Genomic DNA, 15,569 nt, shown 5'->3' with positions numbered 1-15,569 from the left:
GGCGTGCCCCGGTTGCACACCTCAGCGAGGATGGGGGCATGGCTGGATGGAACAGATGGTGGGGCCGCCTGAGCGCGGTCATCGGCACGGTCGTGCTCTCGGTCTTCGTACCGGTCGCGGCCTGGGCGTCGACCGGGACCGGTGAGGTCGTGGTGGAGGCCGCACGACGGCGTTCCCGAGGCGGCGGCTTCGGCATCCTCGGCCTGCTCTGCTGCCTGGTGGTGGTCGGCGGGATCGTGCTGCTGGTGCTGATGTTGATGCGGAACCGGCGGAACCGTCCGCCGCGCTGACGCCGCTCGGTGTTAAGCGGGGGCCCCTCCTCTACCGAATGCGTTAAGCGGGGGCCCCGCCTTACCCTCCGGCGAGGGCGGCGTTCGCCCGGGCCATGAAGCGTGAGGTCGCGGTGCGGGCCCCGGCCCGCTTGCCCCGGATGCTCTCCGCCGCGTCGATCAGCAGGGTCCGCACCGTGGCGTGCCCCTTCGGCGGCGGCGCGGGCGCCGGGCCGGCCAGCCCGTCCAGCTCCACGCCCAGGGCGGCCACCCGCTTCTCGGCCCGGTCGGTCAGGTCGGCGGCGACGTACGCGCGGACCTGCGTGCCGGGGCTGAGGCCGCGTTCGAAGCCGAGGACCCGGCCGGCCGCCACGTTCGTGGTCAGGAAGTTGAGCACGTCCACCACCACGCCCGGGTGGCGGGTCCCGCGGAAGCCGGCCCAGTACATCGACGCGCGGGGCCACTGCGCGGCCGGCGTGCCGGGAAAGGCGACCGCGCCCAACTCGTCCTCGGTCAGCCGTTGCAGCTCCGGAAACTGGTGCGACCAGGCGAAGGACGCCGCGGCGTGGCCGGTGACCACGAGCTGCCGGGCCAGCTCGCCGCTGTCCGCCTGCTCGACCAGGGCGGCGCTCGGGGTGGCCCGGTCGAAGCGGGCGACCTCCCAGAACTCGAACCAGTCGAGCAGTTCGGCCGAGCTGAAGCCGAGCTGCCGGCCCTGGTACAGCTCGCTGCCCTGCCCGCGCAGCCAGAGCCAGAGCGCCCGGTAGTCGCCGGAGGGATCCATGGTGCCGGCGACCCGGTTGCCGGAGGCCCGGGTGACGCGGGCGGCCCAGCGGGCGTACTCCTGCCAGGACATGCCGGTGCGCGGCTCGGGCTCGTCCAGCCGGCGCAGCAGGTCCCGGTTGAACACCAGCGCCGCGTTGGTCTGCGCGGCGGGCACCGCCACGGTGCGCTCGTCGACCTGGCCGTACCGGGCCAACTGCTCCGGCAGGCCGCGCAGGTCGAGTCGATCGTCGGTGGTGTGGCGGGTGAGGTCGAGCAGGATGTCGCGGCGGTCGTACTCGGTGAGCAGCGTGTCGTCGATCTGGAACAGGTCCGGCACGTTGCCGCCGGTGGCCTGGGTGGCGAGCCGGTCGTAGTAGCCGTTCAGTCCCTGCCAGGTGATCCGGAAGCTGACCCGGGGATTCTGCTGCGTGTAGAGGCGTAACGCCTCCTCGGTGACCTGGGCCCGGCGGTTGCCGCCCCACCAGAACACCGACAGCTCGATCGGGCCGTCGTCGGCCACCGCCTCGTCCTCCGCCGGGCTGCAACCGGCCAGCCCGCCGCTCAGCCCGCCGGCGAGCAGCGGCAGCCCGGCGAGCGCGCCGAGGAACCGCCGCCGGTCGAGGCCGGGACGGGGTACGGACCACTGAGCGCGCACGGTCTCTCCGAAGGTGGGTGGACGGATCATTCCACCGGCCCCGGCCGGGGGTGTCAACGTGGGGCGGGACGGCCGGTGGGCGCGCCTGTCGACGCACTGCGCCATGGTGTACTTAGCGCCGTGGAACTTCTGCACTCGGGCAAGGTCCGGGACGTCTACGCCGACGGCGCGGACCTGATCCTGGTCGCCTCCGACCGCGTCTCCATCTACGACGTGGTGCTGCCGACCCCGATCCCGGACAAGGGCCGCCTGCTCACCGCGCTCTCGCTGTGGTGGTTCGAGCAGTTGTCGGACCTGGTGCCGAACCATGTCGTCTCCGCCACCGAGGTGCCGGCGGAGTTCGCCGGCCGGGCGATCCGGTGCCGGCGGCTGGAGATGGTGCCGGTCGAGTGCGTGGCCCGGGGTTACCTGACCGGTGGCGGCCTCGCCGAGTACGAGCGCACCGGCGCGGTCTCCGGCGTGCCGCTGCCCCGGGGGCTGGTGGAGGCGTCGATCCTGCCCGAGCCGATCTTCACCCCGTCGACGAAGGCGCCCAAGGGCGAGCACGACGAGCCGATCACCTACGACCAGGTGGTCGACAAGGTGGGACCGGAGACCGCGGAACGGCTGCGGGAGATCACCATCGACGTCTACCGACGTGGTGCGGAGATCGCCGCCGACCGGGGCATCCTGATCGCCGACACCAAGCTGGAGCTGGGCTGGACGCCGGACGGCACGCTGATGCTCGGCGACGAGCTGCTCACCTCCGACTCGTCCCGGTTCTGGCCGGCCGAGTCCTACCAGCCGGGTCGGGTCCAGTTCTCCTTCGACAAGCAGTACGTGCGGGACTGGGCCGTCGAGAGCGGCTGGGACAAGCGCCCGCCGGCGCCGGAGGTGCCGGCGGATGTGGTGGAGGCGACCCGCGCCCGTTACGTCGAGGCGTACGAGAAGCTGACCGGCAACCGCTGGGACTGACCGCGCGGTCTAGTCTCGTCGGCATGTCGACGAGGCTCGTGCAGATCACCATGAAGGCCCGGGACGACGCCGCGCTGGGCGCGTTCTGGGCGAAGGCGCTCGGCTGGGGGCTCGCCAGCGAGGGGCCGGGCGTGACCAACCTCGAACCCGAGGGCTTCGGCTATCCCGACCCGTCCGCCGTCTGCGTCGACCTCGTCGTCTCGTCCGAGCCCAAGACCGTGAAGAACCGGGTGCACGTCGACCTGGCCACCACGTCGCCGGAGCATCAGGCGGAGCTGGTCGCGCGCCTGACGGAGCTGGGCGCGACGCCTGTCGACATCGGCCAGGGTGACGTCCCGTTCACGGTCCTGGCCGACCCGGAGGGCAACGAGTTCTGCGTGCTGGAGCCGCGCCCGATCTACCGGGACACCGGGCCGATCGCGGCGGTGGTGGTCGACTGCGCCGACCCGCGGGAGATGGCCCGCTTCTGGGGCGAGGCGACGGACTGGACCGTGCACGAGGTGACCGACCGGCACGCCTCACTGCGTTCGGCCGCAGGCGTCGGCCCCTACCTGGAGTTCGTCCGCAACCCCGACCCGAAGACCGGGTGGAACCGGGTGCACCTCGACGTCCGCCCCTACCCGGGCGCCGACCTGGCGGCCGAGGCGGCCCGCCTGGAGACGCTCGGCGCGACCCGCGTCGACCTCGGCCGCGCCGACATCCCGTGGACGGTCCTGACCGACCCCGAGGGCAACGAGTTCTGCCTCCTCACCCCGGCCTGACCCCACCCGCCCCCGCCGCACCCGCGATCTTGCACTTTCGGCCCGTGGCCTGTCCGGAATGGCCGGAAAGTCGGGGCAGTAAGTGCAAGATCGCGGGGGAGAGGGGCTAGGGCACGGTCCTGCCGAGGGAGAGGCCGGCGTCGGTGTAGCCGTGTTGGCGGTAGAAGCGCACCGCATCGGCGTTGCGGTGGTGGATGCCGGCCGACAGGTACGTGATCCCCCGGCTGCGTGCCCACCGTTCGGCCGCCGCCACCAACGCCGTTCCCACCCCGAGCCCTCTGGCGTCGGGCAGCACGACGGTGTGGATCTGCGCCGAAGGTTCCGGACGCAGGATCTGGTGGTCCGGCGGATCGGCGCACCGCAGCACCTCGACCATTCCGACCACCCGGCGGTCGTGGGTCTCGGCGACGAGGACGGCGTCCCGTCCGGCCGCGTCGGCCAGCACGGCCGCGAAGTGGCGCACCACGGCGTCACGCGGGGGAACGCGGTAGGCGCCGGCGTCGAGAGCACGATGCGCCCGAGCGTTCGCCAGGCGCAACTCCACCAGGGACGCGACATCCGCCACGCTCGCCGGCCGAACCGTCAGCCGGGTCTCCGACCGCTCCGGGCCGGACACCTAGTCTTCCCAGTCCAGGGTGCGTTGGACGGCCTTGTGCCACTGGCGCAGCTCGTGGCGGCGGTGGGCCGGGTCCATGGCGGGCTCCCACTGGGCGTCGGAGCGCCACTTGTCCCGCAGCGTGTCCAGGTCGGGCCAGAAGCCGACCGCCAGACCGGCCGCGTACGCGGCGCCGAGGCAGGTGGTCTCCGTGATCCGGGAGCGCACCACCGGCACGTCGAGCACGTCGGCGAGGAACTGCATCAGCAGCTCGTTGCCGGTCATCCCGCCGTCCACCCGCAGCCGGCGCAGCGCCACGTCGGAGTCGGCGTTCATGGCGTCCACCACCTCGCGGGTCTGGAAGGCGGACGCCTCCAGCACCGCCCGGGCCAGGTGCCCCTTGGTGATGTAGCCGGTCAGGCCCGCGATCACGCCCCGCGCGTCACTGCGCCAGTGCGGCGCGAACAGGCCGGAGAAGGCCGGCACCACGTAACAGCCGCCGTTGTCGTCGACGGTGCGGGCCAGCTCCTCGACCTCGGGCGCGGTGGAGATCAGGCCGAGGTTGTCGCGCAGCCACTGCACCAGCGAGCCGGTGACCGCGATGGCGCCCTCCAACGCGTACGCGGCCGGCTGGCCCTCGATCCGGTAGGCCACCGTGGTGAGCAGGCCGTGCCGCGACGGCACCGGGCTGGCGCCGGTGTTGAGCAGCAGGAAACTGCCGGTGCCGTAGGTGCACTTGGCCTCGCCGGGGCGGAAACAGGTCTGCCCGAACAACGCGGCCTGCTGGTCGCCGAGCGCGCTGGCCACCGGCACCCCGGCGAGCACCCCCTCGGCGGTGCCGTAGACCTCGGCCGAGCAGCGGATCTCGGGCAGCATCGCGGCCGGGACGCGGAGCGCGTCGAGCAGCTCCGGGGCCCAGTCGAGCGTTTCCAGGTCCATCAGCAGGGTGCGGCTGGCGTTCGTCACGTCGGTGACGTGCCGCCCGGTCAGCTTCCAGATGAGCCAACTGTCCATGGTGCCGAACAGCACCTCGCCGCGTTCGGCGCGCTCGCGCAGCCCGTCGACGTGGTCGAGCAGCCACCGCAGCTTCGGGCCGGCGAAGTACGTGGCCAGCGTCAGGCCGGTGCGGGCGCGCAGTCGGTCCTCGTCGTACGCCTCGGCCAGCTCGCGCAGCAGCGGGCCGGTGCGGGTGTCCTGCCAGACGATGGCGTTGGCCACCGGCCGGCCGGTGGCCCGGTCCCAGACCACAGTGGTCTCCCGCTGGTTGGTGATGCCCACCGCGGCCAGGTGCTCGGGACCGAGGTCGGCGCCCGCCAGCGCCTCCCGGACCACGTGCTCCACGTTCGTCCAGATCTCCTCCGCGTCGTGCTCGACCCAGCCCGGCCGCGGGAAGATCTGCCGGTGTTCGCGCTGGGCCACGGCGACGATCTCGCCGTCGGCGTCGAAGACGATGCACCGCGAGGAGGTGGTGCCCTGGTCGATGGCGGCGACGAACTCTCCGGTCACGCAGGCACCGTACCCGCCGGGAGCGTCCACCGTCTGCCTCCGATCGACCCGTACGATCAGCAGACGTGCGTGACATTGCCGTGTTCAGCGGGACCGCCCACCCGGACCTCGCCGCCGAGATCTGCGCCCACCTCGCCGTTCCGCTGCACCCGGTGCGGGTGTCCCGGTTCGCCAACGACTGCCTTGAGGTGCAGTTGCAGGCGAACTGCCGGGAGCGGGACGTCTTCCTCATCCAGCCGCTGGTGCCGCCGGTGCAGGAGCACCTGGTCGAGCTGCTGCTCATGATCGACGCGGCGCGCGGCGCGTCGGCCGGCCGGATCACCGTGGTGCTGCCGCACTACGCGTACGCCCGGTCGGACAAGAAGGACGCGCCGCGCATCTCCATCGGCGGGCGGCTGGTCGCCGACCTGCTCACCTCGGCCGGCGCGCACCGGGTGCTGGCACTGACGCTGCACTCGCCGCAGGTGCACGGCTTCTTCAGCGTCCCGGTGGATCACCTGCACGCGCTGCGCGAGCTGGCCGCCCACTTCAAGGGTTACGACCTGAGCAACACGGTGGTGGTCTCGCCGGACCTGGGCAACGCCAAGGAGGCGGCGGCGTTCGCCCGGATGCTGGGCACCCCGGTGGCGGCCGGCGCGAAGCAGCGGTTCAGCGACGACCGCGTGCAGATCAGCACCATCATCGGGGACGTGGCGGACCGGGACGTGATCGTGCTGGACGACGAGATCGCCAAGGGCAGCACCGTGATCGAGCTGATCTCGCACCTGCGCGAGCGGCAGGTCCGCTCGATCCGCCTGGCCTGCACGCACGGGCTCTTCTCCAGTGGCGCGTTGGAGCGGCTGAGCGCGCAGGACGGCGTGCTGGAGATCGTCTGCACCAACACGGTGCCGATCCCGGCCGAGAAGCGGGTGCCGAAGCTGGAGGTGCTCTCGGTGGCGCCGGCGCTGGCCGAGGCGATGCGGCGGATCCACAACGGCGAGTCGGTGAGCGCGCTCTTCGGCTGACCGCGCGACGGCCGGACGGTCGTCCACCACCGCTGCGGCGGGCCGGGAAGATCAGCCGGCCGGTCAGCCGTCCAGCGGGCGGGTGACGGGCTGCCGGGTGGTCAACGCGGCGGTGATCCGGACGACCGTGCCGGCGTCGCCGGTCTCGACCTCCATGGTGTCGCTCAGCTCCCGGGCCAGCCAGAGGCCCCAGCCGCCGGCGGTCTCCGGGGCCGGCCGGTCGCGGTCGTGCAACCGTCGTTCACTGATCCCGTGGCCGTGGTCGGCGACCTCGCAGACCAGGTCGCCGCCGCGACGCCACAGCCGTAGCCGGCCCCGCCCGCCGCCGTGCCGGACCGCGTTGGTGATCAGCTCGTTGACCGCCAGCACGAAGTCGTCCAGCCGCTGGCCGGCGAGCCCGGCGGCGTGCGCGCAGGAGGTGACCGAGTGCCGCAGCTCGGTCACCTGAGCCTGGTCGAAGGCTTCGGCGATCAGAAGGGAAGGTTCGATGGGCACAACCGTACGCGGTGCGGGGAGTTCTGCGTTTGTCATGACCCCGTCCCGGCAGTGCTCCTCGACAACTTTCGCGGCTTTTCCACCGTACGTCAGGGTTTCTCGGCCCGCACCCACCGGTCCGCGCGTGACCGGCTGTGGCAGGGTGACGGCCATGCCGTCGTCCCCCGGCCTGGTCGGCCCGCTCTGGCGGTCCATCGCGGTGTTCCGCTTCGCCTCGCTGGCGTACGTCGGCGTGCTGGTGCTGCGCGACGGCAGCCAGTACGCGCACCCGGTGGCCGCCGGCGGTGTCCTGCTGGGCATGCTGGCCTGGAGCGGCGTGACCGCGGCCGGCTACCGGCGTCCGGCCGGGCGGCGCTGGCCGCTGCTCCTGGCCGACCTCGGCGTGGTGCTGGGGATCATCCTGGCCACGCCGTGGGTGGTCGGCCGGCCGGCGCTCGCCGCCGGCGTGCCGGTCCTGACCTCCGCCTGGCTGGCCGGGCCGGTGCTGGCCTGGGCGGTCGCCGGCGGGCGGCGGCGGGGCACGGTGGCCGCGCTGGTGCTCGGCGGCGCGGACCTGGCCACCCGGGACCCGATCAACCCGTCCGCGTTCACCGGGGCGATCCTGCTGCTGCTGGCCGGCGTGGTGGTCGGGCACGTGGCCCGGCTGGCGGTCCAGGCGGAGGCCCGGTTGCAGCGGGCGGTGGAGCTGGAGGCGGCCACCCGCGAGCGGGAACGGCTGGCCCGCGACATCCACGACTCGGTGCTCCAGGTGCTGGCGCTGGTGCGGCGACGCGGCGCCGACCTGGACGGTGAGGCGGCCGAGCTGGCCCGGCTGGCCGGCGAGCAGGAGGCCGCGCTGCGGGCGCTGATCGGCCGGGTGGACGCGGTGCCGGAGCAGGCCGGCGCCGACCGTGACCTGCGTGACCTGCTCGACCGGTACGCCTCGACCGAGGTCCAGGTGGCCGCGCCGGCGACGCCGGTGCCGCTGCCGGCCCAGGCGGCCGGGGAACTGGCCGCGGCCGTCGGGGCGGCGTTGGACAACGTGACGCGGCACGCCGGCGGGCGGGCCTGGGTGCTGATCGAGGACGAGGAGGAGACGGTGACCGTCTCGGTACGCGACGAGGGGCCGGGGATCCCGGAAGGGCGGCTGGCGGAGGCCGCCGCGCAGGGCCGGCTCGGGGTGGCCCAGTCCATCCGGGGCCGGGTGGCGGACCTGGGCGGCGAGGTGCGGATCGTCTCCGCCCCGGGCGCCGGGACCGAGATCGAGCTGACCGTGCCGAGGAGCCGTCGCCGATGAGCATCCGGGTGATGGTGGTGGACGACCATCCGATGTGGCGCGAAGGGGTGGCCCGCGATCTCACCGAGGCCGGCCTGGACGTGGTGGCGACCAGCGGCGAGGGGCGGCAGGCGGTCCGGGTGGCCGCGGCGGCCCGTCCCGACCTGGTCGTGCTCGACCTGCAACTGCCGGACGTCTCCGGGGTGGAGGTGGTCCGGGGGCTGCGCGCCGCGCTGCCCGAGGTGCGGGTGCTCATGCTGTCGGCAAGCGGCGAGCCGCAGAGCGTGCTGGACGCGGTCAAGGCCGGCGCGACCGGCTACCTGGTCAAGTCCGCCGCCCCGGCCGAGTTCCTCGACGCGGTGCGCCGCACCGCGGCCGGCGAGCCGGTGTTCACGCCGGGTCTGGCCGGGCTGGTGCTGGGCGAGTACCGCCGGCTGGCCGCCGCGCCGCCGGCCCCGCACGACGACGCACCCCGGCTCACCGATCGGGAGACCGAGGTGCTGCGGCTGGTCGCCAAGGGGTTGTCCTACAAGCAGATCGCCGAGCGGCTCCGGCTGTCCCACCGGACCGTGCAGAACCACGTGCAGAACACCCTCGGCAAGCTCCAACTGCACAACCGGGTCGAGCTGACCCGGTACGCCATCGAGCGGGGCCTGGACGAGTGACTCAGTGCGCGGGCGGCGGCTGCGTCTCGTGCACCGCCAACTCCTCCGCGCTCGCCCCGCCGCCGGCCGCGCCGGCGTCGTAGGCGACGTTGTCGGTCTCCTGGTCGGTGTGCGCGCCCTCGTCCGGCTCGACCAGCCGGCCCACCTCGTGGTCGGCCACGGTGCCGAGCTGGCCGTGGTCGTAGACCGAGACCGGGGAGTGCGGGTCGGAGACCGGGCCCGGGTCGATCACGTCCGCGTCGAGCTGGGCCTGCGCGGCGGCCTCCTCGCTGTCCGCCTCGGCCGCGATGGCCGGGTCGACCGGGCCGGCGAGCGGGTCGTCGGCGGGACGCTCGTACTGCTCGCGGTCGAGCTTGTAGTCCAGCGACTCGCCGTCGAGCTGCTCCTCGGCCGTGGTGCCGAACCGGTCCACGGCGACCGGCGTGCGGTCGCCGGGGATCTGGGCCGGCTCCGGGCCGTCCGCCTCGCGCCCGGTCAGCACGTCGTCGTTGGCGGTCGAGTCGTCGTCGGCGGTGTCGGGCAGGCCCTCCGCCTCGGGATCGGAAACGGGGGTGGGGTACTCGTCGTCGCGCATGCGGGTGAACTACCCACTGCCCTTGCCGTATTAACCGCGACCAGGCGGGTGGATCGGGAGCAACAGGGCGAAACCGTGCCTCAGTTGCGGAAGGCGGCCTCGTCCTCGGCGTACAGCACGCACCACACCACCTTGCCGTCGGGCAGCGCGGTGCTGCCCCAACGGCGGGCCACCGTGTCGATGAGCAGCAGCCCCCGGCCGCCGACGGAGTCGACCGGGGCCGACCCGGCGAACGCGGGACGCCCGGCGGAGTGGTCGCGGACGGCCACGTGCAGCGCGCCGCCGCGCGGGGCCAGCCGGAGCGTCATCGGCGTCGCGGCGTGCGCGACCACGTTGTTGACCATCTCGGTGACCGCGATGCAGGCGGGCTCCGCCAGCTCCGGCAGGCCCCACCGGCCACACCCGTCGGTGACCAGCGCCCGGGCCTGGCGGGCGGACTCCGCCACCGGCGGCAGATCGGCGTCGAGCAGCTCGGGGGGCTCGGGGCTCGGCGGCCCGGCCGGATCGAGCAGCAGCTCGGCGGCCGGCCAGTCGGCGACCTCGGCGCGGACCCCGTCGAGCACGTCGCGGACCCCCGGGTCGGGCATGCGGACCCCGGACAGGTCGACGCGCACCCGGCCCGGTCGCTGCCAGCACCGGGCGAGCAGCGCGCCGCGCACGGCCTCCACGCCGGCCCGGTCGAGCACGCCGGTCAGCCTGACCGTCGCGGAGGACTCGTCGGGCTCCACCAGGCAACGCGCGTCCGTCGGCATGATCGTCCCATTGTGCACGCCGGTCGCCGTACGCGCATCGGTCCGGTCGACGGGACTCATGATCGTTCCGTCCGGGACCGGCGACTGATCGCCGCGACGGTGCCGACCGCGGTGCCGGCGGCGGCCAGCCCGAAGGCTGCCGTCAGCCGCAGCAGTTGGCCGCGCCGGCCGGACCAGCCGTCGGTCCGGGCCCCCGTCGCGTCGGGCGTGAAGACGTTGCCGTCGGCGTCCCGGCGTACGCCGGGGCCGAACTGGGTGCGCGCGGTGTACCAGCCGAGCGCGCGCTCGGCCAACGCCGGGGCGAGCCGCCACTGGAGGCCCATCAACCGCGCCGCGCCGCCCGCGTACGCCTCGCGTCGTGGCCGCCGCAGCAACCGGACCACGGTCTCGGCCACCAGCTCCGGCGGGTAGACCGGCGGCGGCGGCGTCAGCTCCCGCCCGGTGTGGTTGGCCGCGTGCCGGAAGAACGGCGTGTCGATGGTGGCCGGCAGCACCGTGCAGAGCGAGATGTGCCCGCGTCCGGTCACCCGCAGCTCCTGCCGCACCGTGTCGGTCAGCCCCCGGATCGCGTGCTTGGTGGCGTTGTACGCGGACTGGTACGGCATGGCCACCTCGGCCAGCACCGACGCGTTGTTCACCAGCACCCCGCCGCCGGCCGCGGCGAGGTGGGGCAGCGCGGCGCGCGTGCCGTGCACGGTGCCGAGCAGGTTCACGTCGACCACCCGGCGGAACTCGGCCACCGGGATCTCGTCGAACAGCCCCACCGTGCCGACGGCCGCGTTGTTGATCCAGGCGTCGATCCGGCCGAACTCGGCCACCGCGCGGGCGGCCAGCCGTTCCACCGCCTCCGCGTCCGTCACGTCGGTGGGCACCACGAGCGCCCGCCCGCCCAGCTCCCGGCAGTGCGCGGCGACGCGCCGCAACGCGTCCTCGGAGCGGGCCGCCAGCACCACGGCGGCGCCCCGCCCGGCCAGCGCGTAGGCGGTGGCCGCGCCGATCCCGCTGGAGGCACCGGTGAGGACGACGGTGGCTTCGGCGAGACTGCGGGTCAGCGGCATTCCCGAGCGGTACCCCGCAGCCGGCCGGTCATGCCGACCGGAACGCGCTGATCAGGTTCGGTCGGAACCGGTGTCCCGTCCACGCGACGCCGGCTCGCGGTGCCGATCTGCCAGGTTTGCGGGCACCGGGCCCGGGTTAATGGGACGCTCTGAACGGGAGATCCCGCCAGCTAGAACGCATGGAGGTGCACCATGCGCGTCGGCCTTGTCTGTGCGCACGCCGGCTCGTCCACCGACGGTCCCACCGTCGGGACTCAGGAGCACATTGCGCGCGTGGCGGCGGAACTCGCCGCCCGAGGCCACGAGGTCCGCGTGTACGAACGCCGCGACGCCGCCGCCCAACCGGCCCTGGCCGAGCTGGACGGCTACCGCCTGGAACGCGTCCCGGTCGGCCCGCCCGATCCGCTGCCCACCGTCGAGTTGGTGCCGTACGTGGCCGAGTTCGGCCGCTGGCTGGCCGGCGAGTGGTCCGGCGACTGGACGCCCGAGGTGGTGCACGGGCACTACTGGGTGGGTGGCCTGGCCGCCGCCCACGCGGTCCGCGCGACCGACATCCCGGTCGTGCAGACCTTCCACTCGCTCGGCGTCGAGCAGCTCCGCCACCTCGGCCGGGGCTACGCCGGGCCGGGCCAGCGGATCCCGCTGGAACGGGCCCTGACCCGGGCCGTGGACGTGGCGGTCGCCCAGTGCAACGACGAGGTCGACGAGCTGACCCGGATGGGCCTGCAACGCACCTCGGTGGCGATGGTGCCGACCGGCGTGGACACCGGGTACTTCCACCCGGACGGTGAGGCCGCGCCCCGGGACCAGCGGCCCCGGATCCTCTCCGTCGGCGGGCTCACCCCGGGCCACGGCCAGGACGACCTGATCCGGGCGATGCGGCTGGTCGGCGACGCGGAGCTGGTGATCGCCGGTGGGCCGCCGGCCGAGCGGCTGGCCGGGCACGCGGAGGCGCGCCGGCTGCGCCAACTGGCCGAGCGGGCCGGCGTGGCGGAGCGGATCCACCTGGTCGGCGCCGTCCCGCACGACCAGATGGCCACCTGGTACCGCTCCGCGGACGTGGTGGCCTGCACGCCGCACTACTCGTCCGCCGGGCGGGTGTCGCTGGAGGCGATGGCCTGCGGCGTGCCGGTGGTCGGCTACGCCATGGGCGGCATCGCCGACGCGGTGGTCGACGAGGTGACCGGCAAGCTGGTGCCGCCGGGCGACATCCGCACGCTCGGGGTCACCCTGCGTCGGGTGCTCACCGACAACGCCGGGCGGTTCGCGTACGGGCACGCCGCGGTGGACCGGGTGCGGTGCAGCTACACCTGGGAGCGGACGGCGGCGGCGCTGGAGCGGCTCTACGAACGGGTGATCGGGCGTCGCCGGCCGGCCACCCCGGTGGAGCCGACGCCGCCGGTCGAGGTGGTCGCCGAACGCGGGCCGGTCGAGGCGGCCTGAGCCGGCACCACCCCGACACCGATCATCGCCGGACCCCGGTCCCGGACGGCCGGGTGGTGGTGCTGCGGCTGGGCGTACCGGGTCAGGCCGACCACGGCCGCCAACGTGACCAGGAAGCCGAGCCCGGCCAGCCACTCCCGGCCGGGCCAGATCTTGTCGCCGAGCAGCAGCACCCCGATGATCGCCGCGGGCACCGCGCCGGCCGCGTCCATCGCGGCCACCGCCGCGGTGGTCGAACCGCGCTGCATGGCCAGACCGAGCAGGAGCTGCCCGACCAGCGAGTGGGCGATCAGCAGGTAGAGCAGCGGATCACGGACGAACGCCTCGGTCGACTCGGCGGAAGCCAGCGGGCGGGCCGCCACCGCGGCGGCGGAGAACGCCATCCCGGCCAGTGACCCGAGCACCACCGAACCGGGCGCGCCGTGCAGCCGGGCGGCGAAGAAACCGGACGCGGCGATCGCGCCGAGCGCCGCCACCAGGCCGACCAGCCCGGCGGTGCCGAGCTGCCGGGACGGCGCCGGCTCGGCCGACAGCACCAGCGCGGTGATCCCGCCGAACAGCAGCACCAGCAGCCCGACCTCGGCGGCCGGCAGCCGCCACTTGAGCACCAGCACGCCGAGCACCGCGGTCACCCCCAGCCCGGCCGCCACACTGGCCTGGACCAGGAACAGCGGCAGGTCCCGGCGGGCCAGGAAGGCCAGCACGAAGCCGATGATCTGGCAGGCCAACCCGATCAGGTACGTCCGGTGGCTGGCCAGCCGCAGCAGCAGCCCCGGGTCGAAGGTGTGGTGCACGGTGGTCCGCGCGGCGGCCACCGACTGGAGCAGGTTGGCGAAGCCGTACGCGACGATCATCGCCGCGAGGAAGCACCAACCGGAGGAGACCACCTGGCGAGGATAGAGGCTCAGGCCCGGTCAGCGCTCGGCTGGCCGGCCGAGCCGGTCCAGGATGTCGTCGTGCAGCGGGCCGTTGCTGGCCACGGCGCTGATGTCGGCCGAGTCCGCGCCGGCCGGCGCGGGGCGCCCGGCCAGGTCGGTGAACCGGCCGCCGGCCTCGGTGACGATCGGCACCAACGCGGCGACGTCCCACAGCGACAGCTCCGGCTCCACCATCACGTCCAGTGCCCCCTCGGCCAACAGCATGTAGCCGTAGAAGTCGCCGTACGCCCGGCTACGCCAGGTGTCGCGCATGAGTTGCAGCATCGCGTCCAGCCGCCCGGCCTGTTCCCAACCGGTCAGCGACGAGTAGCAGACGCTCGCGTCGGCCAGCGCCGTGACGCCGGAGACCCGGATCGGGGTGGCCTCCGCCGGGCCGGTACCGGCGAACGCGCCGGCGCCGAGCGCGCCCCACCACCGCCGGCCCAGCGCCGGCGCGGAGACCAGACCGAGCACCGGCCGGTCGTGCTCCAGCAGCGCGATGAGCGTGGCCCAGACCGGCACCCCCCGGACGAAGTTCTTCGTCCCGTCGATCGGGTCGACCACCCAACGCCGCCCGCCCGGGCCGGCGGCGGGCTGCTCGCCGTACTCCTCGCCGAGCAGGCCGTCGGCGGGTCGGTGGGCGGCCAGCAGGGCCCGGATCTCCCGCTCCACGGCGGTGTCCGCGTCGGAGACCGGGGTCAGGTCCGGCTTCGACTCCACCCGCAGGTCGAGCGCGCGGAACCGGGCCGCCGAGACGGCGTCCGCGGCGTCCGCGAGCAGGTGGGCGAGGGCGAGGTCGTCGGCGTACCCGGTCATGGTCGACACGGTAGTGCGGCGCGCGCGGCCGGTGCCGGCGGGTGGCCGCCGGCCCGCCGGTCAGGACCCGGCGAGGGGATCACCCGGGTTGCGCTCGGGCTCCCGCACGTCGCCCTCGCCGAGCCGCGAGGCCAGCAGCCGCCGGTACGACGCGAGCCGGCGCGGGTCCGCCTTGCCGGCGGCCACCCAGGCGTCCAGCGCGCAGTCCGCCTCGTCGGCGCCGTGCGGGCAGTTGGCCGGGCAGTCCACGGTCGCCTCGACCAGGTCGGCGAAGCCGTGCAGCAGGCTCTCCGCGGACACGTGTGCCAGCCCGAAGCTGCGGACGCCGGGGGTGTCGACGATCCAGCCCGGGCCCGTGTCGGGGCCCGCGGGCAGGCGCAGCGCCACCGCGCTGGTCGAGGTGTGCCGGCCCCGGCCGATCGCGCTGACCGTGCCGACCGCCCGTTCCGCCGCCGGGACCAGGCGGTTGACCAGCGTCGACTTGCCCACCCCGGAGTGCCCCACCAGCACCGAGACCCGGCCGGCCAGCAGCGCGCGCAGGTCGGCCAGGTCGGCGCCCGGGCGGATCAGCACGTACGGCAGCTCCAGCTCGGTGTAGTAGCCGAGCACCGCCTCCGGGCCGGCCAGGTCGGCCTTGGTGAGGCAGAGCAACGGCTCGATGCCGGCGTCGTACGCGGCGACCAGGCAGCGGTCGATGAACCCGGTGCGCGGCGGCGGGTCGGCCAGCGCGCTGACGATCACGAGCTGGTCGGCGTTCGCCACCACCACCCGCTCCAGCCGCCCCTCGGCGGTGGACTCGTCGTCGTCGGCGGTACGCCGCAGCACCGAGGTGCGTTCGGCGATGCGCACGATGCGGGCCAGCGCGCCGGGCGCGCCGGTGACGTCACCGACCAGCCACACCCGGTCGCCCACCACCACCGACTTGCGGCCCAGCTCGCGGGCGCGCATGGCGGTGACGACCGGGTCGTCCGGGCCGGCGTCCGGCCGGACGCAGGTGTAGCGCCCCCGGTCGACCGCGATCACGAACCCGTCGACCGCGTCGGCGTGCCGGGGCCGGGTGCGGGTGCGCGGGCGGGACGACCGGC

General features: G+C 74.4%; 17 protein-coding genes. 7 read left to right on the top strand and 10 right to left on the bottom strand.

Translation table 11 applies throughout. The features are described 5' to 3' along the window. Positions 1–38 precede the first annotated feature (38 nt). Entirely contained in the window at positions 39–290 is a 252-nt protein-coding gene (locus OG767_RS27290; protein WP_107161041.1) for a hypothetical protein, read from the top strand. Between the two features lie 61 nt (positions 291–351). Here OG767_RS27290 and OG767_RS27285 read toward each other — a convergent pair whose 3' ends face one another. Then, positions 352–1,689, bottom strand: a complete 1,338-nt coding sequence (locus OG767_RS27285) for an ABC transporter substrate-binding protein (RefSeq protein WP_405091084.1) — start codon at positions 1,687–1,689, stop codon at positions 352–354. A gap of 120 nt (positions 1,690–1,809) precedes the next feature. On the opposite strand from OG767_RS27285, the gene OG767_RS27280 reads away from it, so the two are divergent. Then, on the top strand, positions 1,810–2,643 hold the full coding sequence (locus OG767_RS27280) for a phosphoribosylaminoimidazolesuccinocarboxamide synthase (protein ID WP_405091083.1): 834 nt from the start codon (positions 1,810–1,812) through the stop codon (positions 2,641–2,643). A 23-nt stretch (positions 2,644–2,666) separates the two neighbouring features. After that, complete coding sequence (locus tag OG767_RS27275) at positions 2,667–3,404, top strand: VOC family protein (protein ID WP_405091082.1); 738 nt, start codon at positions 2,667–2,669, stop codon at positions 3,402–3,404. A gap of 106 nt (positions 3,405–3,510) precedes the next feature. On the opposite strand, the gene OG767_RS27270 is transcribed toward OG767_RS27275, so the two are convergent. Both OG767_RS27270 and glpK read right to left on the bottom strand, forming a co-directional pair. Then, on the bottom strand, positions 3,511–4,020 hold the full coding sequence (locus tag OG767_RS27270; protein ID WP_405091081.1) for a GNAT family N-acetyltransferase: 510 nt from the start codon (positions 4,018–4,020) through the stop codon (positions 3,511–3,513). After that, positions 4,021–5,505 carry a glycerol kinase GlpK gene (gene glpK / locus OG767_RS27265; protein ID WP_405091080.1) on the bottom strand — a complete coding sequence of 495 codons (1,485 nt, stop codon included), beginning with the start codon at positions 5,503–5,505 and terminating at the stop codon, positions 4,021–4,023. Positions 5,506–5,570: 65 nt separating this feature from the next. Here glpK and OG767_RS27260 point away from each other — a divergent pair, with 65 nt between their 5' ends. Continuing rightward, a complete protein-coding gene (locus OG767_RS27260; protein ID WP_405091079.1) occupies positions 5,571–6,509 on the top strand; it encodes a ribose-phosphate diphosphokinase in 939 nt (312 codons plus the stop codon). A gap of 63 nt (positions 6,510–6,572) precedes the next feature. Here OG767_RS27260 and OG767_RS27255 read toward each other — a convergent pair whose 3' ends face one another. After that, on the bottom strand, positions 6,573–7,040 hold the full coding sequence (locus OG767_RS27255) for an ATP-binding protein (RefSeq protein WP_405091078.1): 468 nt from the start codon (positions 7,038–7,040) through the stop codon (positions 6,573–6,575). Between the two features lie 115 nt (positions 7,041–7,155). On the opposite strand from OG767_RS27255, the gene macS reads away from it, so the two are divergent. Next, a complete protein-coding gene (gene macS / locus OG767_RS27250; RefSeq protein ID WP_405091077.1) occupies positions 7,156–8,280 on the top strand; it encodes a MacS family sensor histidine kinase in 1,125 nt (374 codons plus the stop codon). Continuing rightward, entirely contained in the window at positions 8,277–8,924 is a 648-nt protein-coding gene (locus OG767_RS27245) for a response regulator transcription factor (protein WP_107161025.1), read from the top strand. Before macS ends, OG767_RS27245 begins: the two co-directional genes overlap by 4 nt. A 1-nt stretch (position 8,925) precedes the next feature. On the opposite strand, the gene OG767_RS27240 is transcribed toward OG767_RS27245, so the two are convergent. The 3 genes from OG767_RS27240 to OG767_RS27230 form a co-directional block, all read right to left on the bottom strand. Beyond that, the gene (locus OG767_RS27240) at positions 8,926–9,498 is read right to left on the bottom strand and encodes a DUF5709 domain-containing protein (protein ID WP_281937787.1); all 573 of its coding nucleotides are present in this window, start codon (positions 9,496–9,498) and stop codon (positions 8,926–8,928) included. A gap of 80 nt (positions 9,499–9,578) precedes the next feature. Beyond that, a complete protein-coding gene (locus tag OG767_RS27235; RefSeq protein WP_405091076.1) occupies positions 9,579–10,310 on the bottom strand; it encodes an ATP-binding protein in 732 nt (243 codons plus the stop codon). After that, positions 10,307–11,308: an SDR family oxidoreductase gene (locus OG767_RS27230; RefSeq protein ID WP_405091075.1), complete on the bottom strand. Its 1,002-nt coding sequence runs from the start codon at positions 11,306–11,308 to the stop codon at positions 10,307–10,309. The genes OG767_RS27235 and OG767_RS27230 overlap by 4 nt, the downstream gene beginning before the upstream one ends. 192 nt (positions 11,309–11,500) lie before the next feature. Here OG767_RS27230 and OG767_RS27225 point away from each other — a divergent pair, with 192 nt between their 5' ends. Further along, on the top strand, positions 11,501–12,751 hold the full coding sequence (locus tag OG767_RS27225; RefSeq protein ID WP_107161016.1) for a glycosyltransferase: 1,251 nt from the start codon (positions 11,501–11,503) through the stop codon (positions 12,749–12,751). Here OG767_RS27225 and OG767_RS27220 read toward each other — a convergent pair. Genes OG767_RS27220 through rsgA form a run of 3 tightly spaced genes read right to left on the bottom strand, consistent with a single transcriptional unit; the run spans position 12,652 to position 15,432 of the window. Next, entirely contained in the window at positions 12,652–13,605 is a 954-nt protein-coding gene (locus tag OG767_RS27220) for a hypothetical protein (protein WP_405094326.1), read from the bottom strand. The genes OG767_RS27225 and OG767_RS27220 overlap by 100 nt on opposite strands. Before the next feature lie 60 nt (positions 13,606–13,665). Next, positions 13,666–14,484, bottom strand: a complete 819-nt coding sequence (gene hisN, locus OG767_RS27215) for a histidinol-phosphatase (RefSeq protein WP_405091074.1) — start codon at positions 14,482–14,484, stop codon at positions 13,666–13,668. A 60-nt stretch (positions 14,485–14,544) separates the two neighbouring features. After that, entirely contained in the window at positions 14,545–15,432 is an 888-nt protein-coding gene (gene rsgA, locus OG767_RS27210) for a ribosome small subunit-dependent GTPase A (RefSeq protein ID WP_405094325.1), read from the bottom strand. Positions 15,433–15,569: the final 137 nt, after the last annotated feature.

It is taken from the genome of Micromonospora sp. NBC_01392 (assembly GCF_045040125.1).
In the GTDB taxonomy this organism is placed as follows: Bacteria; Actinomycetota; Actinomycetes; order Mycobacteriales; family Micromonosporaceae; genus Micromonospora.
Note: the sequence above shows the minus strand (reverse complement) of the source record. Positions and strands in the feature narration are given on the sequence as shown.